Origin of the sequence: Halobacillus campisalis, assembly GCF_030345335.1 — a bacterium.
GTDB lineage: Bacteria > Bacillota > Bacilli > Bacillales > Halobacillaceae > Halobacillus_A > Halobacillus_A campisalis.
Genome location: NZ_JAPVRC010000006.1, coordinates 214,700 through 239,059, shown reverse-complemented (window position 1 = coordinate 239,059; position 24,360 = coordinate 214,700). Strand labels below are relative to the sequence as shown.

Sequence of the window (24,360 nt, the reverse complement as noted above, 5' to 3'; positions counted from 1 at the left end):
AATGGAAAAAAAGGTCTAACACAGCGGTTAGACCTGTTAACATATTGAATTAAAGAGTTTCTTGACCTGGCTTCCAGTTTGCCGGGCAAAGTCCACCAGTTTGTAGTGCTTGAAGCACACGAAGTGTTTCATCAACGTCACGGCCGATATTGTTGTGGTTAACGACCTGATATTGCAGTTCACCTTCTGGGCTGATGATGAATAAACCACGAAGAGCTACACCTTCATCTTCTACAAGAACACCGTAGTCTTTTGCTACTTGGTGATTTGTATCTGCTGCAAGAGCGTATTCAAGATCTCCAAGGCCATTTTCATCGCGGCCAGTGTTGATCCAAGCTAAGTGCGTGTGAATCGTATCTGTTGATACCCCGATCACTTCAGCGTCAAGATCTTCGAATTCGTCAAAGCGATCTGAAAGGGAAGTGATTTCAGTCGGACATACGAATGTGAAATCCATTGGATAGAAAAATAGTACTGTCCACTTGTCATTTTTCATATTTTCTTCGAGTGAAACCTTACCAAATTCTTTGTTAGAAAGTACTGCGTCCATCTCGAAGCGTGGTGCTTGTTTTGCTACCATACGTTCTGCCATTTAGAATCCCTCCATATGTTTTACTGCATTATTCAACAATGATTATCAATCTCAAGCCATAGTATAACGAGATATAAGATTGTAGTCAATGTTTAATAAAAATTAATTTAATCTAGAGTTACAAAAAATCATTCGAACACACTACTTAATATACACAACACTATTATCCATTAAACATGATTCTATCTAGAATGTAAATTTATATGCACGTAATTACGACATAAACAGACATAATACAAGGTATTTATTGAAAATACCCTCCTCTTTCCGCTATGATATTCATGAAACATTTTGCCGGAGAGGAGCTTGTCTATGAATTTATTTGAAGAAGGGTTTGATTTTAACCCGACGATACTTGTTGAATGGTTAATTACTGGGGGCTTGAAAATCCTTGTCATCCTTATTGCTTTCGCTATTATCGGCCCTATAGGAAAAAAGGCCATAAGTACTGCAATATATAAAATGGGGAAACAGAGAAAGCTCACAGAGAGCCGTACGAAAACATTAGAAAAATTATCTGTGAATGTATTTTCTTATATCCTTCTTTTTATTTTAATTATTATGCTGTTAGGCGCTGTAAATATCGATATCGGTCCACTTCTTGCCGGAGCTGGTATCATTGGTTTAGCCATAGGTTTTGGTGCTCAAGGGCTTGTATCCGACATAGTGACAGGGTTCTTCCTGCTTCTAGAAAGACAAATTGAAGTAGATGATTATGTAACAGCGGGCGGTTATGATGGAATCGTAGAAGAAGTAGGCATCCGAACAACAAAAATCAGAAGTTTTGATGGCACGCTTAATTTTATCCCCAATAGGAATATTGCAGGAGTAAGTAATCATTCCCGAGGAAACATGCGGGCTCTTGTGGATATCGGCATCTCTTATGATGAGAATATTGATCATGCTTTAGACGTTCTTAAAAAAGTTGCAGATGAATTTGCAATGGATCCACGTTTTAAAGAAGGTCCAGATGTACTTGGTGTACAAAGTCTTGGGAGTTCAGACGTTGTGATCCGTATTTTAGGAAAAACAGAAAATATGGAGCAGTGGGGAGTAGAGCGGGATCTTAGGAAAGCGATGAAAGAGGCCTTAGATGAAGCTGGAATCGAAATACCATTTCCTCATCAAGTTTATATTGAAAAAAAAGAAAGCTGATAAAAGGGTCTGTCCAGGAAATGTTAGCACACCTGGACAGACCCTTATTTTATGTTAGAGCTTTCAATTTCACCTAAATCCTAGTCTGTTCTAATAATATCCCATTAAACGTGTTGTAGGTGCTTAAAACAATGATAAATGTGATGGTTGGTTTCTAAGTTTTCGAATAAATTATTACTTTAGAACGTGGAGAAAACGGTTTACTATATCGTATATAGAAAGTTTAATCGTACATGAAGATTTGAAATATGGTCGTACACTCAGCAAATTAAACTGGCTCACCCTATTTACATCCAGAATGTCGGTCACTTATAATTTTCTCAGTCCCTCAACTACAATCGACTTACCTACCTCTAGCGCCTTTTCATCAGGGTTTAATTTAGAATGATGAAGACCTGCTTCCGAGTTCACTCCGAGCCAGAACATAAAACCTGGAATCTCTTTTAGCATATATCCAAAATCTTCTCCGGTCATAGCTGGAGCTGCTTCTTCATAAATATACCCAGTTTGACTGACGATTTCAGTGAAAGCCTGTACATAGTCAGCATCATTTTCTACTTGATAATAGTTTGAACCGTAGTCAATAGAGATGCTGCAATCATTCGATATTTCAGCACCCTTTACCATCTTCTCAATTTCCTTTTTAACTTCAATCATTGCTTGAGGAGACATCGTGCGGATAGTACCTTCAAGTCTGGCATCCTCAGCGATAATATTTTGCACAGTACCTCCTGTGATTTTACCTACTGTAATAACTGCGCTATCAAGTGGGTCAACTCTTCTTGACACAATTTGCTGAAAATTAGTGACAAGGAAGCTGGCAGCTACGACCATATCTTTTGTTTGATGAGGATAAGCGGCATGTCCCCCTTTACCTTTGAGGTCGATAAACAACTCACTTGTATTCGCAAACAACAAACCGGCTCTTGAGGAAACTGTTCCAACAGGTAAATCAGGCGCAATATGAAGGGCGAAAATGACATCAGGCTTACATCGCTGCATTGCATTCGATTGCAGCATAGGTTCGGCCCCTCCCGGCCCTTCTTCAGCTGGCTGGAACATAAAAACTATATTGTTTTTGGGTGGGTCCTGCGCTAAATTTTCAAGAGCAGCTAATGCAACGGTCATATGGAAATCGTGGCCGCATGCATGCATCCTGCCTTTATGTTTAGATGAGAATGTCAGCCCTGTAGATTCCTCTAATGGTAATCCATCAATGTCTGCACGATAACCGACTGTTTTTTCAGGATCATTTCCCTTAACTTTGACAAAAATACCTGTTTCCCATTTTTCGACCGTCAAATAATCCTGCGGAAAACTATCGATGATATTAAGTAAATATTTTTGAGTTTCAAATTCCTTAAATCCTAACTCCGGAATTTGATGAAGCTCTCTGCGTATCTTGATTAGTTGATCCTCTTTCATTATTTTCCCTCACTTTAAATAAAGACCTTGCGAATTAAGCAAGGTCTTTTGGATTATTAATCATTCAATTTTCGTAAAGCTTGCATGATCTCAGTTTTAGACTTCGTCTGATCATCGATTTCCTTAATGACCTTGGCAGGAGTACCGGCCACGAGTGTGTTAGCAGGAACATCTTCAGTTACAATTGCTCCAGCTGCTACTACTGCACCTTCTCCAACGTTAACACCTTCTAAAATTACTGCATTGGCTCCAACGACCACGCCGTCCTCAATAACAACCGGATTGGCAGATGGCGGCTCAATAACCCCTGCGAGAACAGCTCCGGCACCGATATGACAGTTCTTACCGACTGTAGCTCTGCCTCCAAGCACAACATTCATATCAATCATAGTACCTTCACCGATCACTGATCCGATATTAATACTCGCTCCAAGCATAATGACTGCTCCATCACCAATTTCAACTTGGTCGCGAATAATAGCTCCAGGCTCAATGCGTGCATTTACTTTTTTCAAATCTAAAAGTGGAATGGCTGAATTTCTACGGTCATTTTCTAGGACATAATCATCGATTTGATCGCTGTGTTTTTCCAGAAGCGGCTGTACAGCTTTCCACTCTCCGAAAATCACTCCGGATTCTCCAGTAATAAAGTCTTGTACCTCACTGCCAAAGTCTATATCAGAAAGACCCTTTCCTTTGATATAAACTTTTACAGGTGTAGATTTTTCGCTATTTGAAATAAATGAGATAATCTCATGTGCATCCATTTGTTTCATATGTATCCTCCTCTATTTGTTTACTATTTCATTCTTTACTTTATCAAAGCACTGAATACGTGACAAGAATTTTAAGTTTTCGTTTCCTTAGGAAGACATAAAATGAGCAGCAAACTAACTATGGTTAACACCAATAGGCTTAAGTAAACAAGATGCAATCCACTTGTCAGCCCATCTCTTAACACTTGCAGCACTGGTTCACTAAGTTCCGATCTCGAATCTTCATTTAAAAGCAGGTTGGTGGAATCTATCGTGAACTCCCTATCTATCCCTTCTCTTTCAAGGGTGGTCTGTATTCTTGAATTGAGAATACCACCTAATACTGCAGCACCAATTGCACTTCCTAACGTTCTCATGAACATGTTTGAAGCTGTTGCAATCCCTCTGGTTTTCCAATCTACAGAATTTTGAATCGAAACTATAAAAGATGTAGTAGATAACCCCATACCAATTCCGATGAACAGAGAACCGGCAGCTGCAAATAATGGTCCCTTTTCAGGAGATAGAAGAGAGAAAATCACAGCTCCTATAATGAGGGAAATCCCCCCACATATAGATGTAACTCTAAAACCAATTGTTAAAATCAGCCGCCCTGCAATCGTTGCAGCGATCGGCCAGCCAATCGACATCGTCGTCAAGGTAAAACCAGCCACTGTAGCAGACTTCTCCATAACTCCTTGCACGAAGGCTGGAAGGTAACTCGAAACGCCGATCAGAACCATCCCTGTGACTAACGATGTTAAATTAGCGTATCTTATTGAAGGGTTTTTCCACAAAGACAAAGGCAGCATAGGTGACTTTGCTTTTTTTTCAAGATACCAAAAGCCTAAGAAGCCAGCGATGAAGAGAATGATCAATCCTATGATCTCATTAGAAGTCCAAGATAACCCTACGCCTCCTTCTACCAATACTACCATGAGGGCACTGATAGATATCATAATTAATAGTGGCCCTTTCACATCCACAGAGTGCCTTTCCTTTTCAGCATCCTCTTTAAAGAAAACCAGTATCCCTAACAGCGCAAAAATCCCTAAAGGAATATTCATCCAAAACACATAATGCCAACTTAAGATATCTACAAAGAATCCCCCAAGCAAAGGTCCGGTTACAGCAGAAATTCCCCACACACTTGATAGATATCCCTGGATCTTTGCTCGTTCTTCCTTTGTATAGATGTCTCCTACGATGGTTGTGGCTATAGGCATCAGGGCACCTGCTCCCAGCCCTTGAATGAACCTCGCTATAATCAAGGTCACCATATGACCTGAAAGAGCAGCCATAGTTGATCCAATTAAGAATAAACTGATTCCTGCCATAAAAATGGGCTTACGGCCAAAAACATCGGATAATCTCCCAAACAGCAGCACGGTAGAAGCATTAGTAAGCAAGTAAGCAGAAAATACCCAGCTGTACAGGCTGAATCCTCCAAGCTCGGCTACTATACTGGGCATTGCAGTAGATACTATAGTGGCCTCAATAGCTGCTAAAAACATCGCCAGCATAATCGACGCCAACACTAAACTACGCCTCACATTCATCACCTCAATCAAACACAAAAGAAAGGACGCCTTCAATAGGCGCCATTTCTAAGTTAATATTCATTTTATATCGCTTCAATTTATGCTCTCTTCAATGTTTCATGATAATGTTTACTGAACTGCTTCAATATTGTTCTTCGAGTTATAATTCCGTCAAACTCTCCATCATCGTTCGTTACGCAAATGAACGGATGATCAATCAACTTATATAACGCATCAATCATTGAGTGATCTTTCTTTAAGCAAGGTACATCTTTTTTCATAACCTCTATAACTGTCAAATCGTTCAATTTGTCTAACTCAAACTGCTCGATACCCAATGTTTCTTCCAAAATCATCGTCTTGCTGACGACTCCCTGAAATTTAAAAGTAGCATCCAATACAGGTACTGCAGAATAGCCTGTTTTCAATAGAACTAAGAGTGCGTGATCCAGGGGGTTGCCTACTTGAACATGAGCCACTTTCTCTGACGGAATCATTAATTCTTCAACTAAAGGGAAATTCAGGTCATTGCTTTGTACACTTATCATAGTCCATTAACACTCCTTTTACTTCTTCGCTGAAGGAGCAATTCGAAACGATCAATCTCATACATAGTTATCCTAACATACTTTAAGGATTATAACGAATGGCTTCCACCTCTATCTCTCTTTCAAAAAACTTACTCCACCTTTTATTACCCATAATTATCCATAAGATAAACCAGTTTTCTATCCTTTCTTTATAAAGTAACAGAAAAAGCTTATAATAGAACAAATGAAGTTTGGGGCTGATTTTAAAAATGATGACACACACCTTCTCCAAAAGAGAAGAGATAGCTAATGCAATTACTCATGGAATTGGCGCAGTATTAAGTCTTGCTATGCTTGTTCTCTTAATTGTATTCGCTAGCTTGCACGGCACAGCTTGGCATATTGTTTCTGTTAGTATTTATGGAGGCACCATGCTTTTACTATTTGTGTCCTCCACTCTTGTACACAGCTTTCCACCAGGTAAGGCCAAAGATTTGTTTGAGATCTTCGACCATTCAGCCATCTATCTATTTATCGCAGGCACGTATACACCAATGCTGCTGATTCCTCTAAGAGGTACTTTAGGATGGACTTTGTTCGCGATTATTTGGGGTATGGCCATATTAGGAATATTGTTTAAAGTATTTTTTGTAAAGCGTTTCGTACTTCTTTCTACCATTTTTTACGTATTAATGGGGTGGATGATTATTCTGGCTTGGGGACCTTTGACAGCGGAGGTGCCAGCTGCCGGAATTACCTACCTGGTTGTAGGTGGAGTACTTTATTCTATCGGATCGATTTTCTATGTATGGAGAAGCTTTACGTATCACCATATGGTTTGGCATTTATTTGTCCTCGGAGGCTCTATCTTTCATTTCTTTACCATCTTTTTTTACATTATCTAATATTAAGCTCTATTATATCTGAGTTTAGCCCTGTGATTTATGCGGGGAGGCATCCGGCACCGCCGGAACTGCAAAATTAAAAGAAGCCGCGCAATTTAAGCGCGGCCTCTTTTGATTAAAAAGGAAATTGGTTCAACCATTGTCCACCATCTAATGTGACGACTTCCCCGTTCATGTATGAAGCCTCATCTGACAAAATAAAACGGGCTAATCCTGCAATCTCTTCAGGTGTTCCAAGCCTGCCCAGTGGTACTGAGTTTAACGTTCTCTGTGCAGCTTTTTCAGATTCAAACAATTTATCCGCTCCGCCAGTCCGTTCAATTGGCCCAGGGGCGATTGCGTTTGCTCTTATACCATATTGCTTACCCCACTCGACGGCTAATGTTCTTGTCATCGCAAGAACACCAGCCTTTGCAGAAGCAGAATGAATGACGCCAGCTCCTGCGTTCCAAGCATATGTAGCCACCATATTCAATATGGATCCCTTAATCTTGTTTTCAATCCAATACTTTCCGACCGCTTGGCTGCAATAGAAAGTTCCATTTAATACAATGTCAATAACTGAATTCCATCCATTCGATGAGAGCTTTTCAGCTGGCGAGATAAAATTACCTGCGGCATTATTGACGAGGTGATCGATTCGACCAAATGCTTCAACCGTCTGTTCCACCATCCGCTCTACGTCTTCAACATTTCTCACATCCATTTCAATTAACAACAACTCGTCTTTGGCCCCACTAGTGATTTGACCTCTAGCTTGCTGAAGCCGCTCCATATTCCTTCCTGTAATAGCTACTTTGGCCCCTTCTTCTAAAAATCGTTTAGCCATATACATACCCATTCCGCTCGTTCCACCGGTAACTATGATTACTTGACCATTCATTAACATCCCTCCGTCTATATTAAATTCCATATAAAAAACTGAATTCCTGTTCATTTTTAATTTTTTTAAAAATTATTTTTATATTTCATAAAATGTAAAAGTGGTATAATTGCGAAATATAGAAATGGAGGGAGACTCTGTGCTTTTGACAAGGAGAAGTTTCTTAAAGAAAATGATGGCGAGCGGGCTAGGAATACTTGGCTTAACTGGCGGTGGATATTACTATGCACGCTATATTGAACCAGCTATGCTTACGAAACAGTCTCACCTGCTCGAGCATTCTGCAATACCATCATCATTTCATCGAATAAAAATTGTACAGTTTTCAGATACTCATTTAGGGTTCCATTATTCTCTGGACCAATTCCGTAAGCTGATTCAGGAAATAAACAAAGAAAAACCTGATGTAATATTATTCACTGGAGATTTAGTAGATGAACCCCAGCGTTTTGATTTCAGTGCAGATATCCCATCCTTACTCAATCAATTAAAAGCCCCTCTCGGTAAATACTGGATTTATGGAAACCACGATCATGGGGGCTATGGCACGGAAAAACTAGAATCAGTAATGTCTAAGGGCGGGTTTACGTTATTAAAAAATGAAGTGAAGCAAATAGAGCGTGATGGCAGAACAATCAATCTGGCAGGATTGGACGACGTGATTCTTGGTTCACCAAATCTTGAAGGTACCCTTGGGGAATTAGATACTGACGCTTATACGATCTTATTAGTGCATGAGCCAGATATAGCCGACTCAGTGAAAAATTACCCTGTAGACATTCAGCTGTCTGGCCACAGTCATGGTGGACAAATACGCATTCCTTTATTAGGATCGATGGTCACTCCCCCCTACGCCGATAAGTACGTCGATGGCAAACATAGCATTAGCGAGCGTCTGACGCTTTACATCAGCCGCGGGATCGGTACAACCCGAATGCCATACAGGTTTCTATGCAAACCTGAATTTTCAGTTTTTACTTTAGTATCAAAGACTTAACATTTGTGTGACAGTCTTGACCAGCCAGCGCTATTTAAGCAAATCAGTGATAAAATAAGAGTAGCCATGCCTACGGGGGATTACCATGAAACTTTTTAACTTAATCATTTTAATACTACTATTAACTGCTTGCGGTTCTCCTATCGATGAAAATATGTCTCGAAATGTAGAAGAGTTCGAGGGGAATAATCAAAATGGTACGACCATACAGCTGCCTCATGATCTAGAAGGGCAATACTGGGTAGCTAATTTCATCTTCACTAGGTGTGATACAGTTTGCCCCCCAATGACGAGCAATATGTCAAGGCTGCAGCAGCAATTGAAGGAAGAGTCTTTAGATAACCAATTAGTTTCCTTTTCAGTTGATCCTGAATATGATAGCCAGAAAAAGCTAACAGAATTTGCTCAACAGTTCAATGCCGATTTAAACAGCTGGCACTTTCTAACAGGATATTCATTTCAAGAAGTCAAAGAATTGTCGATAAAATCGTTTCAATCTCCTCTTAGCCAGTTAGATAATACAGACCAAGTCTCACATGGTACCAGCTTCTTCTTAGTTGATCCAGATGGAGAGGTAGTTAAGCGGTATAATGGTACGGAAGCAGGAGAAATGGAAAATATCGTAGAGGATATAAAAAAAGTTCAATAGCTTTTTTTTGCTAAATTTTACTTTCTCAACTAAAATGGAAGATAATTCAAGAAAGGAGGACATTTATGGATAGAGCACAACTTTCTAACCGAGAACTTGCCGAATCATTATTCATTGTAAATAGACACGCAAAAACTGCACCTCAGCCTAAACATTTATACGATATAAAAAAAGAAGCGATTTCAAAATTGCTGAAAGAAAATAAAGCAAAAAAAATCGGCTTACATTTTTCAGAACGCCCTAAGTACAGTAAACAACATTCCACTCTCCTTATTGAGGTGGGCGGGTATTATTTTCATGTACCCGCTGAGAAAAAAGATTTTGATCAGTTGGAACACTTAGGTAACATTGATCAAGCTTACAGAAATCCTAAACCTAAACTTTCCCTTTCCAGAGCAAAGAAAATTCTATACAGTTACTTAGGTTGGAATGCTAAGAACCACTCACCTTCCCCTACTTCTTATCAAACGTCTCCAACTATGTTAGGACAACAGAACATCACCCCTTGGAACCAACGTCATAAACGCAGGTAAAGCAGTCAGATTTACTGGCTGTTTTTATTTATTCAAATGTTTCATATTATTGGAAAAAGGTTAGTAGAGGTATAGGAGGTTGATTAAATGACTATGAATCCAATGGATGATTTTCTATATCATCTTAAGCGTTACATGGAATATACTACTGAAATGAGGTCTTCCTATGAACACCTCACAGCTCAAGAGAAAGAAATGATTGTAGAGTCCCATCCAGATGGAAACAGCCCTGAGGTTATCTCGAAACAAGTGTACCAATGGCACGATAACTTATTTAAAAGAATGGGAAAAGATCAGGAGTAAAAAAGGCCTTGTTAAAGGCCTTTTTTACTTAAAAGATATTTTTGTAGGGTATTTCGAATATCAAACCATGTACGACAATCACTGAAGAGTAAGTGCTGCTTTAGAAACAACTTTCTTTTGCAGGATATTGAAAGTTTTTACATTACAAACCATTAATTTTTATCCATTCAGATACTTCCCTGAAGCATGTAAGTAAATCCCATTTCACTCCTATTGAATTACATTATCGATCGTGTGTATTAAACCTACAATTTCAGGTTTTGATATTTGGGCATCCGCTCCGACTTTCTCCCCTTTATGCTTGAGATCAGCTGTAATTAGAGAAGAAAAAATCACTACAGGCAATACTTGAAGCTCATTATGCTGTTTGATCAACTTAGTGAAATGGTGGCCGTCCATTCTCGGCATTTCAATATCCGTAATAATAAGCTGATATTCGTCTAAAATATTTTTTCCGTTTTCTACTTGCTTCAGTAAATGGTCGTACGCTTCTTTTCCATCATCAAATAGAAAGGTATGAACGTATCCCGCCTCTTTCAGTGTTTCTTGTAAGAGACCTCTTAATAATGCGGAATCCTCAGCAATTAATATTTTTTTATCTGACCTCTCCCGCTTTTCAAGAGCTTTCATTTGATCTTTGTGGATACTCGTTTCTGGTGTAATATCCGCTACAACTTTCTCAAAGTCCAATAAAAGCAGCATTTCATCATCTTTTTTGATAATCCCGGTAATTTGCTTTTCCAGCCCCTGGTACATCCTTCCTGGCTTTTCAATGTCTTCCCAGGATATTCTGTGTATTTGAGTTACAGTATGAACATGGAATACGATTTTAGTCTGATTGAATTCAGCAAGAATGAATTTATCTTGATGAGGGTGATCGGATGGGGCAAAACCTAAAGCGTTGGCCATATTCACCACAGGTACTACATCCCCTCTTATTTCTATAATCCCTTCTACAGATGAGTGAGAATGAGGGATTTTAGTCACTGGGGCTGGATTTAGAATCTCCTTAACTTTAATGACATTGATGCCAAATCGATTGTCCCCAACACTAAATTCCACAACTTCCAGTTCGTTAGTACCACTTTCAAGTAAAATGCCTTCGTTTTTAATCATATGTATAATTCTTTCTCCTTTGTAAGGTGCAGTCTCAATATAGACTCTACCATAATTTACACATTCTTAGTACTTGTGAAAGAGGAAATTATGCTTACCTTTTATAAAAGTGACTGACCAAAAACTCCTTAATTGAGATATAACTTTAGAAAACAGTAGTAGAATTATGGTAATCTTCTTAAACTATTGGGACCGCCTCCACGGTTTGGTCCTGGTATTTAAAAGTTAATTCTTTCTTATTAATGAGCCAGTAAATATTTAAATAGCAGAAAAAAAGATAGAAGTCACTTAAGTATAGTAAGTGAACCTCTACCTTTTTTAACCCTGTTAAATCAAATTATTGATTTAATCCCTCATTGTATCAATGATTTTCACCTGCACTAAGCAGCTTTCTTAGATTTTTTCATAAACTTTTTGGCAAGTTTGGATAAGCTTCTGCCAAGAACTAGAAAAGTCCCAAATGCACTCATAGCAAGCAGACTGATCGACCAAAAATATGGAGGCAGCAGCGATCCATCTACATCTATAGCATATCGATCAACTAATTGAAGAAACAAAAAAACTACGAGTAAACTGCATACATAGCTCATGAAAGTGATCCAATTTCTACTGATCCCCCACTCAAGAACTGGCTTTATCACCCACATACTGCTCATAACAAGTAAAAAAACGAGTCCAAAGAGAACATGCCATGCTTCAATTCCGAATATCTGTAATAAATCATTGTCAAACCATTGGAAAATCGAGTCTAAAATGGAAAAACTAATCATAAGAGCACGCCCCTTTGGTCACTTTTCCTCATTCTAGACAATCATCTTCCATTTTATACGGTTATTGAACTTCCTCGATTCTTAAGCCATTTCAAAGCTTCTCTCTTACTTAAGGAGCTTAAATTTTGAGTTTGAATAAAGTTAATTACGAGCTTGGGATTTGTTTTACTGTATTCCCTTAAAGCCCAACCTATTGCTTTTTCAATAAAAAATTCTTTCTCTTCTTTCAACTGATCTATCGTTTGAAAAAGCAATTCATAATCAGTTTGTTGTTTAAAACGCAGTTGGGAAATGATAGACGCTCTTCTGACCCACATATTCTCAGAAAATGACCATTTCTCGATGATAGGCCATAAATTTTCACGATGATACAGAAAATAATCTCCACAAAGATTTGAAGAAATCATATCAACTGTGTCCCACCATGGTTTTATAGACAATAAATCTTTGTACACCGCAATACTTGAAACAGGAGGGGATAAGGAAGCTTTACTTAGAAGAGACAGTGCAGCGTACTGACATTCCCTTTCATCTTTTTCAAAAAGCAGATAGGCAGCTTCTACAATTTCTCCATAAGTCAGATTGGGGTAACGGTTATACACCTCCCTGAAAACTTTATTCCTTTCTGGAGTTTTGATTCCAAAAAAACAGAACTGGTTTTTCATATATTTTTGCATCGGATTCTTTTGGTCTTCGTTCTGATGATCTTTAAGGGTACAGTATATTTCACTGCTGATCGTTTGACCGCTCAATGCACGAACGCTCCCTTCAGCTGCTTAGAAACCTGAGCAGCTCTTCGCGTTTTAGTTGTGAATCTTCATATCCTTTTTGATAGAGATTGTGAAGTTTCTCTCTGTTTCTTTCAATTCTACTGACATGAAGCGGGCTTATCGGCCGAATAACGAACGCCTGGTCTGTTCTTTCCAATTCTCGAATTACTTTAAGTGTTTCATTATAAACAAAATGACGCATTTTAAGAGCATGGGTGAACCGGGGATAATCCTTAAATTTTCTTCGAAAAAGCCAATTCCATTTCATAGTAGGTTTAACATATTGCTCATTTCGGGTCAGCACGATTACATGTTTTTTATTACCATCATGTATGGATTGCTGAATAGGGATGGGATCTGAAATCCCGCCATCCATTAAATCTTTACCTAAGTAGCGTATGCTCGGAGCAATCAAGGGAAGCGAACTTGCGGCTCTAATGATTTGCAATAAACTTTTATTATCAGGGAAGTCATCATAAAAGTGTGCTCTTCCAGTTTTCATATCTGTGGTTCCCACTATAAAAGTCGCAGATCGGTTCATGAAAGACTCATAATCAAAAGGTACAAGTTGGTTGGGCAATGTATCAAAGATAAAATCCATCCCGATTAATTGTTTGTGAGTTAATATTTTTTTATAAGATATGTATTCAGGGTGGCCACCATATTCAACCATGACTTTGTAATTTCTTCCCCTTTGTCGAGCTACATAGGAACTGCCATTACACGCACCGGCGGATGTTCCCACTACATATTCGAAATGTATGTTTTCATCTAATAAAAAATCTAACACGCCAGCAGTATAGCTGCCCCTCATGCCACCGCCTTCTAATACCAATCCAATATTTCTCAACAGACACACCTCCTTACTATTCCAATTTTTAGCATAACCACAAAGAAAGCAACCACAAATGCGGTTGCCTTTCCTGTATGATATGATCAGTTTAACGTTTTGTTTTTATCCGTATTTTTCAGCATTTTTTCATCAACCTGGGCATCAATTTTGTCTAATGCCTGTTGATCAGCTAGTAACTGCTTTTTATTCTGATCTACGAGCTCTTCAAATGAGATTCGGTTTGGTCTCATGATCAAACTCCTTTCTCTCTAGTTAATACGCTTTCATTGTATCAGAAAAAATAAGTGATAAATCAAAATTGTTTGAACATTTTGTTAACATCTTGTAAATGGAGGTTCTTTGTATGAAGCCAGAAATAAATAAAAATTTATCCACTATTGAAATTTCCGGTATCCGTAAGTTTTTTAATTTAATTGAAGAATATGAAGATGTAGTATCGCTGACGATTGGCCAGCCTGACTTTCCTACACCTGATCACGTTAAAGAAGCGGCTGTTCAAGCGATTAAAGATAACAAAACTACATATACACATAATGCAGGTATCGTTGAATTGAGAAAAGCAATCACCCGATACACCAAAGACCGCTATCAATTAGACTACGATCCAATGAAGGAAGTGATTGTGACTGTAGGAGCATCTCAAGCTATTGATATCACACTCCGCACCATCATTGAACCCGGGGATGAGGTCATTCTACCCGGCCCTATTTATCCTGGATATGAACCTTTGATCAAGCTGGCTGGTGCAACTGTAAAATATGTGGACACTAAACAATCAAATTTCAAGCTGACAGCTGAAAATTTAAAAGAAGCCATAACAGAAAAAACTAAATGCGTTATTACTCCTTATCCATCAAACCCTACCGGAGTAACTTTGTCCGAAAAGGAACTAAGAGAAATCTCTGAAGTCATTCAAGAAAATAAAATCTTTATGATATCTGATGAAATTTACAGTGAACTTGTTTATGAACAAGTCCACACTTCAATAGCTTCTATGCCAGGGATGAGAGACCAGGTCATCGTTGTGAATGGAGTATCAAAATCGTTTTCTATGACTGGCTTCAGGTTGGGTTATCTTCTTGCTCCTGATTGGCTGTCCCAGCACATCCTGAAAGTTCACCAATATAATGTTTCCTGCGCATCCTCGGTCAGTCAATATGCAGCTCTGGAAGCTCTCGAAAATGGCACTAAAGACCCTGCCGCTATGAAAAAAGAATATAAAAACAGACGTGAATATGTAAAAGGCAGACTGGATAAAATGGGGTTAGAGTATGCTCAGCCTGACGGTGCTTTTTATATGTTTGTCAAATTTCCTGAAAGTAAGAACTCAACGTTTGATACAGCTATAGAATTAGTCGAAAAAGCTGGAGTTGCCCTGGTGCCGGGCAGTGCTTTCTCAGTTTATGGTGAAGGGTATATGCGACTTTCTTATGCTTATAGTCAACAAACTTTGGAAAAGGGAATGGACAGAATTGAAAAATATTTAACAGTTACTTAGACAGCTTGATCCACTTTGAGTTATTGAATCATTAAATTTTTATGACATTGACCATTTCCATCCATGTATTTTTAAATGCTGTGGTAAAATGAAATAGAGTATAGTGATTAACACGGCTCAGCTAGAGAGGAAGATTAAGATTGTCCGAAGAAACTAAAAATGAATGGTTGGAATGGATAAAAGCGATAGCGATAGCCATTGCACTCGCTTTTATACTAAGAACTTTTTTCTTTGCCACCTCAATCGTCGAAGGGGCTAGTATGGATCCCACCCTTGAAAGTGGAGAGAGAGTAATGTTCAATAAAATCATTTACTACTTAGATGAACCGACTCATGGGGACATCGTTATTATTGAAAAACCCTCAAAGAATTATGTCAAGAGAGTAATTGGAAAACCGGGAGACACAATCGAATTCAGAAATAACCAGCTTTATATCAACGACCAAGTACAAGACCAAAATTATCTTGACCATCAGTCTCTGTCAGGCACCCGTGATTTTGGTCCTATCAAAGTTCCTGAAGAAAGGTATTTCGTAATGGGTGATAACAGGTCAATTAGTAAAGATAGTAGAAATGGGCTCGGGTTTGTGAGCGAAGATGAAATCATTGGTCGTACAGAACTCATAATATATCCTTTTAATGAAATTAGTCTGACCAATTAAAATGCGCTTTAACCTTAAAAAGGTTAAAGCGCTCTTTTAATGCACCTTATTCGGGAGTTGGTGAAGAGTTTCTATGAGCAGATCCAACTTTCCTTCAATGCGATGAAGCAAATAAAAGGTCACCGCAATCGGAAAACCAAGTTCTGTTATCAAAGTCATCCAATTCTCCACGTAACATCACTTCCTCCTATAAATAGTGTAGTGAGGAGCCTGCTAAGAAAAGGCCGCTATCTCAGCGGCCACATTCTATAATTCAATGTTTGTAACATTTCTTTCTACGATTCGGGCTTCTTTCTTCGCCACTAAATCTCCTCCACTTGAGTAAAAGCAATTTTCGTTGATAATTGTATCCATTGCGGCATCAATTTCTTGTTCCACCACTGGTTCAATTGGGTGATCTACGGAAATGGTTACGATTTTACCTTCCTCATTCAAGAACTTTAACTCTAGTTTCTTCATAATAACGCCTCCTTTCTATTTTGTTTTCATTTTAAAGATCTACTAGTAGTGAACTATCATTTCTCTCAACTGTAGAAAGAGTGCTTTGCTGAAGATCGGCTAACGCGATAGCCACATTGTAAAGCTGCTCCTTGGTCGCCTCCATTTTTACGTTATTGAAGGACTTTCTGCGAAACTTCACGTTTCCCTTATCATCAGCGCCGTTTTCAAATACGAGTTGCAATTGCGAATTCATCAAGTCGGATGTTACTGCCATGTTTATCACCTCCTTTCACTTTTATAATCGAAAAAGGTGAAGAAGAGGTGTCAATAAACATAAAAAAAGTGAAAGCCTTATACAGCTCTCACTTCTTATCTTCTGTGTATATATACTATCAATTTATGTCGGCAGCGCTTACCCGCGGTCAAAAATGCAAAACCCGATTAACGCAAACAATACAACAAGACATACAATAAACATGATAATTTCCGCCATAATTTCGCCCCCCCTTTATATCTTTATTAATTTTACCAAAACTTTCAATCGTTAGCCTGAACTTTTAATAATTTTATCATAACATTTTTTTAAAACCTCATGCACGTTCCTTTATGGAAAGTCACTGCATAACTCCATAACCTTGTTTCACCATGTTCATAAAACAGACAAAAAGTTTCGAACAGTTTGTGAAGTGTTGAACAATCGATATTCATAATGCATGATTAAAGTTATTATATACATGTAAAGATATTGTGAAATGTTGAACATAATAAGGAGGAAACAAAAATGATCAAACAATGGTTTACTGAACACGTAAGTGCCGCTATCATCTTACTCGGGTTACGAATTTATTTAGGTTATTCCTGGTTTACCTCAGGTCTTGGAAAAATAACTGGTGGTTTCGATACGAGTGGTTATTTACAGGGAGCAATCGGGAAGGCTCAAGGCGAAGATGCCATAGTTCAACCATGGTGGGGTGCTTTTCTAGAGACTTTCGCTCTTCCAAACAGCGGGCTGTTCACTTTCCTTGTGATGTGGGGAGAACTGCTGGTCGGGCTGGCACTGCTCATTGGGTTACTAACTAAAACGGGTGCATTTTTCGGGATGTTAATGAATATGGCTTTCTTACTTAGCGGTACGATCAGTTCAAATCCGGAAATGCTAATAATAGGCAGTTTGATTATATTAGGTGGAACAAACGCCGGACGCATTGGACTTGACCGCTATGTTAAATCTATTATGAAACAGAAAAATCTTACATCTGTGAAAAAGAAGGCAGCCTGATGTCTGAACCAGCATAGCTATTAGCTATGCTGGTTCTCAGACTGCAGGGATGAATAGAAAATATGCTGGCTCCTCCCCCGTTTTTTCGCTTCATATAAAGCCAGGTCTGCAAATTTCTGAATGTCCTCGATTTCATTGGAGTCATCAGGATATATACTGATGCCTAAACTGCATGTAAAATTAAAGGTATGGTCTTGAATATAGAACAATTGGCGGATACTTTCTATGATTCTGCGTGCCACTGACTCTGCTTCTTTGGAGGAAGAGACGTTCGGTAAAAGAATAGCAAACTCGTCCCCTCCTACTCGTGAAACTATATCTTCTTTTCGGACAGCTCGCTCCAGCCTTTCGCCGATGTATCTGAGTAATTCATCACCAATGTTGTGGCCGAATTCATCATTCACAGACTTGAACTGATCGCCATCTAAATAGATTAAAGCAAATTTATTTACTTGTACTTCAGTTCTTCCTGCATGAATATCACTCAAATAGTCTTCAAAGACTCTTCGATTGGTCAGCCCTGTCAGATGGTCTGTATACGCTAATTGTCTCAGCTTATCTTCAGCTCTTTTTCTCTTTGTAATATCACGAGTAGTAGAGACAATCTTTGTATAGCCTCCCTCTTCATTTTTGACGGGTGTCAACCTTGTTTCTACCCATAGTACCTCTCCATTATTCTTGATCATCCTTACTTCATAACGAAGCTCTTGTAAGTCCGTTAACAATGATAAGGAATTCTCTTTAATCACTTTATGATCCTCTGAGTATATGTGCTCTATATACTTATTTCCAACTAAATCTGAGGGTTCATAGCCAAGTACATGCGAATGAGAAGGGGAGGCGTATTGAACGATTCCCTCCCTATCAATGATTTTAATAAGGTCTTGAGAATGATCTGCGATCAACCGGTATCTGTTTTCTGATTCTACTAGTTGTTTTTTAGTATTCACTTTTTCGGAAATGTCTTCTAAAATCATGACGATTCTCGTATAATCCCCGTTCTCATCAGTAATCGCAGTTAGACCGATTGAAGCGGTCATCCATTCCCCGTTTTTACGCTGCATTTGATATTCGAAACGTTTTAATTTCATCCCTGTTTTAAGTTTTTTTATTAACTTTAAAAAGTCTTCCTGTGTATTCGGATATATCACAAACCACGATTGGGCGTAGAGTTCGGATTTCTGATATCCAAAGATGCGGTAGAAAGATTCGTTTATTCTTAAAAAGTTCAAATCGACATCAAATAATGCGAAGGCTTCTTCAGTATTTTCAGTATAAGATGAAAAAATCCTGTTCAAATGGCGCATTTCAGGTGATTTCATTGAGTACATGGAAATGTTTTTCGTAACAGCAAGGATATATGTAATATGGGATTGAGCGTTTTTCAGTGGAAACAGTGTCGTTTCTGCAAGATACTGGACATCTGGAAACACGACGGTGTCTTTGTAGGAGATCTTATGGTGGAGTTCCAATACTTCTTCATATTGGTTGGTTAAAAAAGCAGCTTCACTTTCCGGTAAGCATTCGTAAAGGCTTTTTCCTAAATCTTTACGATTTAGTCGCGCCAATTCATACCCTGAATCGTTCATAAACTCGTAAATCAGTTGTGAGCCTTCAACTTTCATGATAAAGAGACAGTCACTCATACAGCTTCCCAATTCTTTAAGAAGCTGGAGGTCGTCCTCTTTTAAGACGTTTAAAGATGGTGTCATGTCATTCCTACTTTCCAAATAGCACATTCACCTAGTTTCAATTGAATAAAACTGAGGTATCTTTATATAAACTGTTGCTTTACATTATACAACACTTTCCATCATCATTTACAATAGAAATATATTCTTCTTAAGAGGTGCATGAATGCTAACTATCATATTTCGTTTTTTTATTTTTTGGTACATATGCGGTATCTTTTTACTAACTTTTAATTGGCTCCCTTCATGGCTGGAATGGGCCAACAGTGTATTTCTCATAACAGCAGGAGCTATAGGCGGTATTTACTTCACACAATTGTATGGGACAATTAAAGGCCTCCTTTACAGCATACTTATTATCGTTATTAGTATATATGTAGAGCACCTCGGAGTTGAAACTGGGTTTCTATTCGGGGAGTATCTTTATAACGAAAATTTCGGGGTGAAAATATACAATACTCCCATTACCATTGGATTCGCTTGGCTGCTAATCATCGGGTGTTCTCATGAAATAGCCAGAGGTTTAACGGCACGTATTAAGGGATGGCAAAGAGCTGCAGTTTTCATCCTCTCCGGAGCTCTGATTTCAGTAACAATGGATTTAATTCTAGATCCTGTAGCTTTTAAAGTACAGGAGTATTGGTTATGGCAGGAACCAGGTATCTATTATGACATTCCCTTGTCCAATTTTACCGGGTGGTTTTTATTGGCTTTGTTCTTCCATAGTCTTCACTTCGTATTTAAAAACAACTTATCAACTGGTCACTCTCCATGGAAAAAACGTATGGCTTTTATGTTCGGCGCGATAATATTTATGTTCAGCTTACTGGCAGTTACTGGAGGGGTCCCAGGGGCAGCCTTCCTCGTCACTTTCCTTACTTTGCTGTGGTACGCTTTGTACTATTGGGGGTTGCGAAATGCTGAAAGCAGATAAGAACAATTTTATTCTATGGGGATTCACTAGATTCAACCGCAAGTTTCTAAAACATCACTTCCATAACATTTATGTAAAGAATTCAACTAAAAAACCAATGAACAAACGTACCCTCTTTATGGTCAACCATTCAAGTTGGTGGGATTCATTGGTCATTTTCTTCTTGAACGAACAAATCATCAGGTCTGATGCCTATGGAATGATGCATGAAGAAGGAATTCGTCGATTTCCTTTTTTTAGAAAAATCGGTATGTATTCTATTAACACGGATGACCGCAAACATCTACTTGAATCTTTACGATATAGTGTAGATTTATTGCATCATGATAAAACTGTCTGGATCTTTCCTCAAGGTGAAGAGCAGCACCTGGAGAAACGTCCATTAGGGTTCTATAGTGGCGCTTCTTATATTTCCCAAAAAGTTGAGCAGCTTTCTATTGTACAAGTATCAATTTATTACTCGATGGAACATCATAAAAAACCAAATTTGTATATTCACATTGGCCCTCCTTTGAAACCAGAGGCATACGCGAATTACAGCAGAAAAGCGAGAACTCAACTGTTTGAAGACAAGGCTACAAATCAGCTTGATCAGTTGAAACAATGCGTTATTGCAGAGGACCACAAATCTTTTATTAACTACGGAAGGGAATGATGCAAATTGTTAACGACCGCTGTCATTTGCACGTTCCTCTTGAACGTATGGACAATCATCAATTCGATTTTTCTTCCTAAACTTAAGCTTAGGCGTTCACAACCGATACATCACAAGGTATCCTTGCTCGTACCTTTACGTAATGAAGAAGAAAATGTTGAAGGGCTGGTGAGATCCCTTAAAAAACTGACATACACTGATATCGAGTTTGTTTTGTTAGATGATCATTCTGAAGACGACACTCTGCGCCTTTTACAAGAGCAGACTAAAGAAGATTCAAGATTCAAGATTGTTACAGGAAAAAAGTTGCCTGAAGGTTGGAATGGGAAAGTATTTGCTTGTCATCAACTTGCCGAACAAGCAGAAGGTGACCTTTATTTTTTTCTAGATGCAGACGCACGGGTTCAACCCTCTGTCATTGAAAAAACTATCGCGACTATGGAAAAACATGGCGCTTCTATGTTGAGCGGATTCCCGAAATATCCTAACTACCATTTTTTAGCACATATGCTGGTTCCCCTGCAGCACATGGTCGTACTTTTACACCTTCCATTGGCAGTAGCCAATTTCACATTACGTCCTGCCTTCACAGCAGCCTGCGGTATATTTATCGTGATCAAGCGGGAGGTTTATGAAAATATCGGCGGGCATGCTTCTGTAAAAAATTCTTTAGTAGAAGATGTACATATCGCAAGAGAGGTAAAGAAACAGGGCTATAAAATGCTTTTATGTAATATCACTGATGAAGTGATTTCATTCATGTATGACTCCTCAAAAGAAACGTGGGAGGGTTTCAAGAAGAATATTTATACTGGAGTCGGACGCTCTCCTTTGATGGTAATTTTTCTGACGATTTCTTACTTGATTCTTTTTCTACTACCTTTTACTTTAGGTATTTACGGAGTGCTGATTCAAAATTGGATATTTGTCCTCCCTTTTCTACTCACTGTCTGTTTTAAAATGTATATAGACACTATAACGAGGCATCCCCTCTGGTTAGCCTGGTTGCTGCCAGTATCTATCATCCTTTTAATCTCAATCCTTTTTGCTTCTATGAGTGTGCATATAAGAGGGCAATCTTACCAATGGAAAGGAAGATCTTATAAATGAAAACTATAATTATAGGTGGAGGACTTGGAGGCTTGTCTTCAGCCGTGACGCTTGCCAAGCACGGGGTAGATGTTGAATTATTTGAAAAAAACGAGCATTTTGGAGGTAAAATGATGGACGTTAAACAAGATGGCTATCATTTTGATTTCGGCCCCAATACGATTACGATGCCCCATGTGTTTAAACAAATCGTTTCGCAAGCAGGTCTTGTACCCGAAGAAGAACTTCCCTTCATTCAAATAGAAAATCATACAAGGAACCAATTCGAAGACGGCACCATTTTTGATTTTTCTACTGACAGAAGTTATATGAAAGAGCAATTTTCCCGGCTTGATCCTAAAGGTATGGCATTATATGATGAATTTTTAACAGAAGTCCACCGATTATACACTCTTTCCAATCGTCACTTTTTGAATCGAAGCTTCACAGGCTATATGGACTATCTTTCTCCTGAATTATTCGCCAGCATGGCCAAGGTAAGACCATTTGAGTCTATGGATCATTTTTTCAAAAAATATTTTCAGAATTCTCATATCATCCAATCGTTGAACCGTTATGCTACGTACACGGGTTCAAACCCATACACCTCCCCCGCAACCTTTGCTATGATTGCCCACCTTGAACTAGGAGACGGCGTATATTACCTTCCTGGAGGAAATACGAAAATCGCAGAGTCCTTTGTTAAAGCTGCAAAAAAATTGGGGGCTACTCTCCATAACCGTACGGAGGTAGTAAAGCTGATCACGGATTCTAATAGAATTACAGGTGTCAAACTGTCGAACGGTCAAGTAGTTGAAGCAGATCATGTGATTCTAAATGGAGATCTACTGTCTTCTCTTCCTATGCTCTTGAAAGACGAAGAAAGACCGTCTTTCAGCGACCGCATCATTCACAAAATGGACGCTTCTACCTCCGCCTATGTCATATTGGCAGGGTTAAACACTAAAATCGATCCGCTACATCATCATCATGTAGTTTTTTCAAAAGATTACAAAAAGGAATTTCAAATGTTGAAAAATCAAGAATATAGCGAAGACCCTACTATCTATGTATGTACTTCATCAAAAACCGATCCCAGCATATCACCTCAAGGGGATAACTGCTTCATTTTAGTAAATGCCCCTCCTTTAAATAATAATGAATCTGCACCTGAAGGTTATAAGGATTTGATATATAGTAAGCTGAAAAGGACAGGTCTCCCGCTTTCAGACTACGTAGCTGCTGAAAGAGTGATTGACCCTGGAGAAATACAATCGACGTTCAGAGCTTATCGCGGCTCCATATACGGACCTTCTTCCAACACCAGATTACAGGCATTCCGCCGTCCATTCAATAAATCGCAGGATTATAGTAACCTTTATTTCTGCGGTGGCAGCACACACCCAGGTGGTGGTTCTCCTATGGTCGTATTAAGCGGTCAAAATGTCGCTAATCATATTTTAGGGAAAATTGTTTCTATAGAGTAAAAGAAGCAAATTATTGCATTTCAGCAATAATTTGCTTCTTTTGTTGATCAGAAACATAATTCCTTTTTTTAAAAACGTCATAATTATTATTTCTTACAGAAGTCAGAATAGCTCTGTACATGTACGCAGCGCCCTTAACAGGAGTCCTTGAATAGATAGGATACTGCGGCAAAGTGGAGATAGCACTAGTATAATAGCTTTCTGCGTCTTTCGCTAAATCTTCCCACAATGCAATAAATGATGGGTCAATCGTGCCGTTCATAAGGTCTGAATGTGTATATTGATGAAGTTCCATAGTTTGTCTAGGAATATATACTCGTCCTCGCTCCAAGTCCTCCCCTATGTCACGTAGAATGTTAGTGATCTGCATGGCGTATCCCAGTTCGATCGCCCCTTGCCTCAGATCTCTTTCTTTGCCCGGAGCAATTACTGGTAGCAGCATTAATCCTACTGTACTTGCTACGTGGTAGCAATAATGTAATAAGTCTTTCTTATCTTCGATATCCGTTGGCCTTAAGTCCATCCACTGTCCTTCGATCATTTGATGAAACGGTTCTACATCAATTGTGAAATGATCGAACACATCAGCTAACGCGATCCATCCTGGGTGATCTGTCTTCAGTTTGCCCTCAATGAATAAGTCAAACTCTTGAGAAAAGGCTTTTAACTCTTCTTCGGGATGCAGTCCTTCATCTACTATATCATCCACTCGTCTGCAGAAGGTATAAATAGCCCATACAGCCTTCTTCTGCTGTTTCGGAAGCATCGAGAATGCTTTAGAGAAAGTTTTAGAATGGTTATCAATTACATTTTTGCAATAATCGTAAGCTTTGTTCAAGTCCGTCAT

29 protein-coding genes are annotated in these 24,360 nt (G+C 38.7%); 13 read left to right on the top strand and 16 right to left on the bottom strand.

Features of this window, described 5'->3' with window-relative positions:
* Positions 1 to 49: 49 nt before the first annotated feature.
* Positions 50 to 592, bottom strand: a complete 543-nt coding sequence (locus tag O2Q26_RS14060) for a peroxiredoxin (RefSeq protein ID WP_253934633.1) — start codon at positions 590 to 592, stop codon at positions 50 to 52.
* 312 nt (positions 593 to 904) lie between these two features.
* Between O2Q26_RS14060 and O2Q26_RS14055 the strand changes: the two genes are divergently transcribed.
* Positions 905 to 1,747, top strand: a complete 843-nt coding sequence (locus tag O2Q26_RS14055) for a mechanosensitive ion channel family protein (protein ID WP_289216489.1) — start codon at positions 905 to 907, stop codon at positions 1,745 to 1,747.
* Between the two features lie 309 nt (positions 1,748 to 2,056).
* Here the strand turns inward: O2Q26_RS14055 and O2Q26_RS14050 are convergent, their stop codons facing one another.
* From O2Q26_RS14050 to cbpB, 4 genes are all read right to left on the bottom strand, one after another.
* Positions 2,057 to 3,172, bottom strand: coding sequence for an N-acetyldiaminopimelate deacetylase (locus tag O2Q26_RS14050; RefSeq protein WP_289216488.1), 1,116 nt, complete (start codon positions 3,170 to 3,172; stop codon positions 2,057 to 2,059).
* A gap of 56 nt (positions 3,173 to 3,228) precedes the next feature.
* Positions 3,229 to 3,948: a 2,3,4,5-tetrahydropyridine-2,6-dicarboxylate N-acetyltransferase gene (dapD, locus tag O2Q26_RS14045; RefSeq protein WP_289216487.1), complete on the bottom strand. Its 720-nt coding sequence runs from the start codon at positions 3,946 to 3,948 to the stop codon at positions 3,229 to 3,231.
* Between the two features lie 71 nt (positions 3,949 to 4,019).
* Positions 4,020 to 5,486 carry an MDR family MFS transporter gene (locus O2Q26_RS14040; RefSeq protein WP_434221041.1) on the bottom strand — a complete coding sequence of 489 codons (1,467 nt, stop codon included), beginning with the start codon at positions 5,484 to 5,486 and terminating at the stop codon, positions 4,020 to 4,022.
* Between the two features lie 80 nt (positions 5,487 to 5,566).
* Positions 5,567 to 6,016: a cyclic-di-AMP-binding protein CbpB gene (gene cbpB / locus O2Q26_RS14035; RefSeq protein WP_289216486.1), complete on the bottom strand. Its 450-nt coding sequence runs from the start codon at positions 6,014 to 6,016 to the stop codon at positions 5,567 to 5,569.
* Positions 6,017 to 6,267: 251 nt separating this feature from the next.
* On the opposite strand from cbpB, the gene trhA reads away from it, so the two are divergent.
* Positions 6,268 to 6,903 carry a PAQR family membrane homeostasis protein TrhA gene (gene trhA / locus O2Q26_RS14030; RefSeq protein ID WP_253934627.1) on the top strand — a complete coding sequence of 212 codons (636 nt, stop codon included), beginning with the start codon at positions 6,268 to 6,270 and terminating at the stop codon, positions 6,901 to 6,903.
* Positions 6,904 to 7,018: 115 nt separating this feature from the next.
* Here the strand turns inward: trhA and fadH are convergent, their stop codons facing one another.
* Positions 7,019 to 7,786, bottom strand: coding sequence for a 2,4-dienoyl-CoA reductase (gene fadH, locus O2Q26_RS14025; protein WP_289216485.1), 768 nt, complete (start codon positions 7,784 to 7,786; stop codon positions 7,019 to 7,021).
* A 139-nt stretch (positions 7,787 to 7,925) separates the two neighbouring features.
* On the opposite strand from fadH, the gene O2Q26_RS14020 reads away from it, so the two are divergent.
* From O2Q26_RS14020 to O2Q26_RS14005, 4 genes are all read left to right on the top strand, one after another.
* Positions 7,926 to 8,783: a metallophosphoesterase gene (locus tag O2Q26_RS14020; RefSeq protein ID WP_352232254.1), complete on the top strand. Its 858-nt coding sequence runs from the start codon at positions 7,926 to 7,928 to the stop codon at positions 8,781 to 8,783.
* Between the two features lie 85 nt (positions 8,784 to 8,868).
* Entirely contained in the window at positions 8,869 to 9,432 is a 564-nt protein-coding gene (locus O2Q26_RS14015; protein WP_289216484.1) for an SCO family protein, read from the top strand.
* A gap of 65 nt (positions 9,433 to 9,497) precedes the next feature.
* Entirely contained in the window at positions 9,498 to 9,965 is a 468-nt protein-coding gene (locus tag O2Q26_RS14010) for a YkyB family protein (RefSeq protein WP_289216483.1), read from the top strand.
* Positions 9,966 to 10,052: 87 nt separating this feature from the next.
* Positions 10,053 to 10,268 carry a hypothetical protein gene (locus O2Q26_RS14005; RefSeq protein WP_289216482.1) on the top strand — a complete coding sequence of 72 codons (216 nt, stop codon included), beginning with the start codon at positions 10,053 to 10,055 and terminating at the stop codon, positions 10,266 to 10,268.
* A 210-nt stretch (positions 10,269 to 10,478) separates the two neighbouring features.
* Here O2Q26_RS14005 and O2Q26_RS14000 read toward each other — a convergent pair whose 3' ends face one another.
* The 5 genes from O2Q26_RS14000 to O2Q26_RS13980 all read right to left on the bottom strand — a co-directional run bounded on the left by O2Q26_RS14000 (position 10,479) and on the right by O2Q26_RS13980 (position 14,007).
* The gene (locus O2Q26_RS14000) at positions 10,479 to 11,384 is read right to left on the bottom strand and encodes a chemotaxis protein (RefSeq protein WP_289216481.1); all 906 of its coding nucleotides are present in this window, start codon (positions 11,382 to 11,384) and stop codon (positions 10,479 to 10,481) included.
* A 380-nt stretch (positions 11,385 to 11,764) separates the two neighbouring features.
* Positions 11,765 to 12,154: a hypothetical protein gene (locus tag O2Q26_RS13995; protein WP_289216480.1), complete on the bottom strand. Its 390-nt coding sequence runs from the start codon at positions 12,152 to 12,154 to the stop codon at positions 11,765 to 11,767.
* A 53-nt stretch (positions 12,155 to 12,207) separates the two neighbouring features.
* Positions 12,208 to 12,906 carry a DNA alkylation repair protein gene (locus O2Q26_RS13990; RefSeq protein WP_289216479.1) on the bottom strand — a complete coding sequence of 233 codons (699 nt, stop codon included), beginning with the start codon at positions 12,904 to 12,906 and terminating at the stop codon, positions 12,208 to 12,210.
* 16 nt (positions 12,907 to 12,922) lie between these two features.
* Positions 12,923 to 13,783 carry a patatin-like phospholipase family protein gene (locus O2Q26_RS13985; RefSeq protein WP_352232253.1) on the bottom strand — a complete coding sequence of 287 codons (861 nt, stop codon included), beginning with the start codon at positions 13,781 to 13,783 and terminating at the stop codon, positions 12,923 to 12,925.
* Positions 13,784 to 13,860: 77 nt separating this feature from the next.
* Positions 13,861 to 14,007: an FbpB family small basic protein gene (locus tag O2Q26_RS13980; protein WP_253934619.1), complete on the bottom strand. Its 147-nt coding sequence runs from the start codon at positions 14,005 to 14,007 to the stop codon at positions 13,861 to 13,863.
* A 113-nt stretch (positions 14,008 to 14,120) separates the two neighbouring features.
* Here O2Q26_RS13980 and O2Q26_RS13975 point away from each other — a divergent pair, with 113 nt between their 5' ends.
* Together O2Q26_RS13975 and lepB are read left to right on the top strand one after the other, a co-directional pair.
* Positions 14,121 to 15,275: an aminotransferase A gene (locus O2Q26_RS13975; RefSeq protein ID WP_289216477.1), complete on the top strand. Its 1,155-nt coding sequence runs from the start codon at positions 14,121 to 14,123 to the stop codon at positions 15,273 to 15,275.
* 140 nt (positions 15,276 to 15,415) lie between these two features.
* On the top strand, positions 15,416 to 15,937 hold the full coding sequence (gene lepB / locus O2Q26_RS13970) for a signal peptidase I (RefSeq protein ID WP_289216476.1): 522 nt from the start codon (positions 15,416 to 15,418) through the stop codon (positions 15,935 to 15,937).
* A 36-nt stretch (positions 15,938 to 15,973) separates the two neighbouring features.
* Here lepB and O2Q26_RS13965 read toward each other — a convergent pair whose 3' ends face one another.
* The 3 genes from O2Q26_RS13965 to O2Q26_RS13955 all read right to left on the bottom strand — a co-directional run bounded on the left by O2Q26_RS13965 (position 15,974) and on the right by O2Q26_RS13955 (position 16,652).
* Positions 15,974 to 16,096 (bottom strand): YvrJ family protein, encoded by a 123-nt coding sequence (locus O2Q26_RS13965; RefSeq protein WP_256558196.1) that lies wholly within the window; start codon positions 16,094 to 16,096, stop codon positions 15,974 to 15,976.
* An 87-nt stretch (positions 16,097 to 16,183) separates the two neighbouring features.
* Positions 16,184 to 16,396 (bottom strand): DUF2922 domain-containing protein, encoded by a 213-nt coding sequence (locus tag O2Q26_RS13960; RefSeq protein WP_289216475.1) that lies wholly within the window; start codon positions 16,394 to 16,396, stop codon positions 16,184 to 16,186.
* A 31-nt stretch (positions 16,397 to 16,427) separates the two neighbouring features.
* Positions 16,428 to 16,652, bottom strand: a complete 225-nt coding sequence (locus O2Q26_RS13955; protein ID WP_253934614.1) for a DUF1659 domain-containing protein — start codon at positions 16,650 to 16,652, stop codon at positions 16,428 to 16,430.
* A gap of 507 nt (positions 16,653 to 17,159) precedes the next feature.
* Between O2Q26_RS13955 and O2Q26_RS13950 the strand changes: the two genes are divergently transcribed.
* Positions 17,160 to 17,657, top strand: coding sequence for a DoxX family protein (locus O2Q26_RS13950; RefSeq protein ID WP_289216474.1), 498 nt, complete (start codon positions 17,160 to 17,162; stop codon positions 17,655 to 17,657).
* 20 nt (positions 17,658 to 17,677) lie between these two features.
* Here O2Q26_RS13950 and O2Q26_RS13945 read toward each other — a convergent pair whose 3' ends face one another.
* On the bottom strand, positions 17,678 to 19,369 hold the full coding sequence (locus tag O2Q26_RS13945; RefSeq protein ID WP_289216473.1) for a sensor domain-containing protein: 1,692 nt from the start codon (positions 19,367 to 19,369) through the stop codon (positions 17,678 to 17,680).
* Positions 19,370 to 19,514: 145 nt separating this feature from the next.
* Here O2Q26_RS13945 and O2Q26_RS13940 point away from each other — a divergent pair, with 145 nt between their 5' ends.
* The 4 genes from O2Q26_RS13940 to O2Q26_RS13925 are packed head-to-tail and all read left to right on the top strand — an operon-like array spanning position 19,515 to position 23,513.
* On the top strand, positions 19,515 to 20,282 hold the full coding sequence (locus tag O2Q26_RS13940) for a carotenoid biosynthesis protein (protein ID WP_289216472.1): 768 nt from the start codon (positions 19,515 to 19,517) through the stop codon (positions 20,280 to 20,282).
* Positions 20,266 to 20,937, top strand: a complete 672-nt coding sequence (locus O2Q26_RS13935) for a lysophospholipid acyltransferase family protein (protein WP_289216471.1) — start codon at positions 20,266 to 20,268, stop codon at positions 20,935 to 20,937. Before O2Q26_RS13940 ends, O2Q26_RS13935 begins: the two co-directional genes overlap by 17 nt.
* Positions 20,938 to 20,943: 6 nt before the next feature.
* The gene (locus tag O2Q26_RS13930) at positions 20,944 to 22,047 is read left to right on the top strand and encodes a glycosyltransferase family 2 protein (RefSeq protein WP_289216470.1); all 1,104 of its coding nucleotides are present in this window, start codon (positions 20,944 to 20,946) and stop codon (positions 22,045 to 22,047) included.
* Positions 22,044 to 23,513: a phytoene desaturase family protein gene (locus O2Q26_RS13925; RefSeq protein ID WP_289216469.1), complete on the top strand. Its 1,470-nt coding sequence runs from the start codon at positions 22,044 to 22,046 to the stop codon at positions 23,511 to 23,513. Before O2Q26_RS13930 ends, O2Q26_RS13925 begins: the two co-directional genes overlap by 4 nt.
* Before the next feature lie 10 nt (positions 23,514 to 23,523).
* Here the strand turns inward: O2Q26_RS13925 and O2Q26_RS13920 are convergent, their stop codons facing one another.
* A complete protein-coding gene (locus O2Q26_RS13920; protein ID WP_289216468.1) occupies positions 23,524 to 24,360 on the bottom strand; it encodes a phytoene/squalene synthase family protein in 837 nt (278 codons plus the stop codon).

Bases quoted from the DNA above. Each gene is read 5' to 3' on its own strand.
- O2Q26_RS14005 (WP_289216482.1), top strand. From the start codon at position 10,053: ATGACTATGAATCCAATGGATGATTTTCTATATCATCTTAAGCGTTAC.
- cbpB (WP_289216486.1), bottom strand. From the start codon at position 6,016: ATGATAAGTGTACAAAGCAATGACCTGAATTTCCCTTTAGTTGAAGAA.
- O2Q26_RS13965 (WP_256558196.1), bottom strand. From the start codon at position 16,096: ATGACTTTGATAACAGAACTTGGTTTTCCGATTGCGGTGACCTTTTAT.
- O2Q26_RS14060 (WP_253934633.1), bottom strand. From the start codon at position 592: ATGGCAGAACGTATGGTAGCAAAACAAGCACCACGCTTCGAGATGGAC.
- fadH (WP_289216485.1), bottom strand. From the start codon at position 7,786: ATGAATGGTCAAGTAATCATAGTTACCGGTGGAACGAGCGGAATGGGT.
- dapD (WP_289216487.1), bottom strand. From the start codon at position 3,948: ATGAAACAAATGGATGCACATGAGATTATCTCATTTATTTCAAATAGC.
- O2Q26_RS14050 (WP_289216488.1), bottom strand. From the start codon at position 3,172: ATGAAAGAGGATCAACTAATCAAGATACGCAGAGAGCTTCATCAAATT.
- O2Q26_RS13995 (WP_289216480.1), bottom strand. From the start codon at position 12,154: ATGATTAGTTTTTCCATTTTAGACTCGATTTTCCAATGGTTTGACAAT.
- trhA (WP_253934627.1), top strand. From the start codon at position 6,268: ATGATGACACACACCTTCTCCAAAAGAGAAGAGATAGCTAATGCAATT.
- O2Q26_RS14000 (WP_289216481.1), bottom strand. From the start codon at position 11,384: ATGATTAAAAACGAAGGCATTTTACTTGAAAGTGGTACTAACGAACTG.
- O2Q26_RS13960 (WP_289216475.1), bottom strand. From the start codon at position 16,396: ATGAAGAAACTAGAGTTAAAGTTCTTGAATGAGGAAGGTAAAATCGTA.
- O2Q26_RS13975 (WP_289216477.1), top strand. From the start codon at position 14,121: ATGAAGCCAGAAATAAATAAAAATTTATCCACTATTGAAATTTCCGGT.
- O2Q26_RS13955 (WP_253934614.1), bottom strand. From the start codon at position 16,652: ATGGCAGTAACATCCGACTTGATGAATTCGCAATTGCAACTCGTATTT.
- O2Q26_RS14015 (WP_289216484.1), top strand. From the start codon at position 8,869: ATGAAACTTTTTAACTTAATCATTTTAATACTACTATTAACTGCTTGC.
- O2Q26_RS13980 (WP_253934619.1), bottom strand. From the start codon at position 14,007: ATGAGACCAAACCGAATCTCATTTGAAGAGCTCGTAGATCAGAATAAA.
- O2Q26_RS14040 (WP_434221041.1), bottom strand. From the start codon at position 5,486: ATGAATGTGAGGCGTAGTTTAGTGTTGGCGTCGATTATGCTGGCGATG.
- O2Q26_RS13945 (WP_289216473.1), bottom strand. From the start codon at position 19,369: ATGACACCATCTTTAAACGTCTTAAAAGAGGACGACCTCCAGCTTCTT.
- O2Q26_RS13935 (WP_289216471.1), top strand. From the start codon at position 20,266: ATGCTGAAAGCAGATAAGAACAATTTTATTCTATGGGGATTCACTAGA.
- O2Q26_RS13940 (WP_289216472.1), top strand. From the start codon at position 19,515: ATGCTAACTATCATATTTCGTTTTTTTATTTTTTGGTACATATGCGGT.
- O2Q26_RS14055 (WP_289216489.1), top strand. From the start codon at position 905: ATGAATTTATTTGAAGAAGGGTTTGATTTTAACCCGACGATACTTGTT.
- O2Q26_RS13950 (WP_289216474.1), top strand. From the start codon at position 17,160: ATGATCAAACAATGGTTTACTGAACACGTAAGTGCCGCTATCATCTTA.
- O2Q26_RS14010 (WP_289216483.1), top strand. From the start codon at position 9,498: ATGGATAGAGCACAACTTTCTAACCGAGAACTTGCCGAATCATTATTC.
- O2Q26_RS13925 (WP_289216469.1), top strand. From the start codon at position 22,044: ATGAAAACTATAATTATAGGTGGAGGACTTGGAGGCTTGTCTTCAGCC.
- O2Q26_RS13920 (WP_289216468.1), bottom strand. From the start codon at position 24,360: ATGACGGACTTGAACAAAGCTTACGATTATTGCAAAAATGTAATTGAT.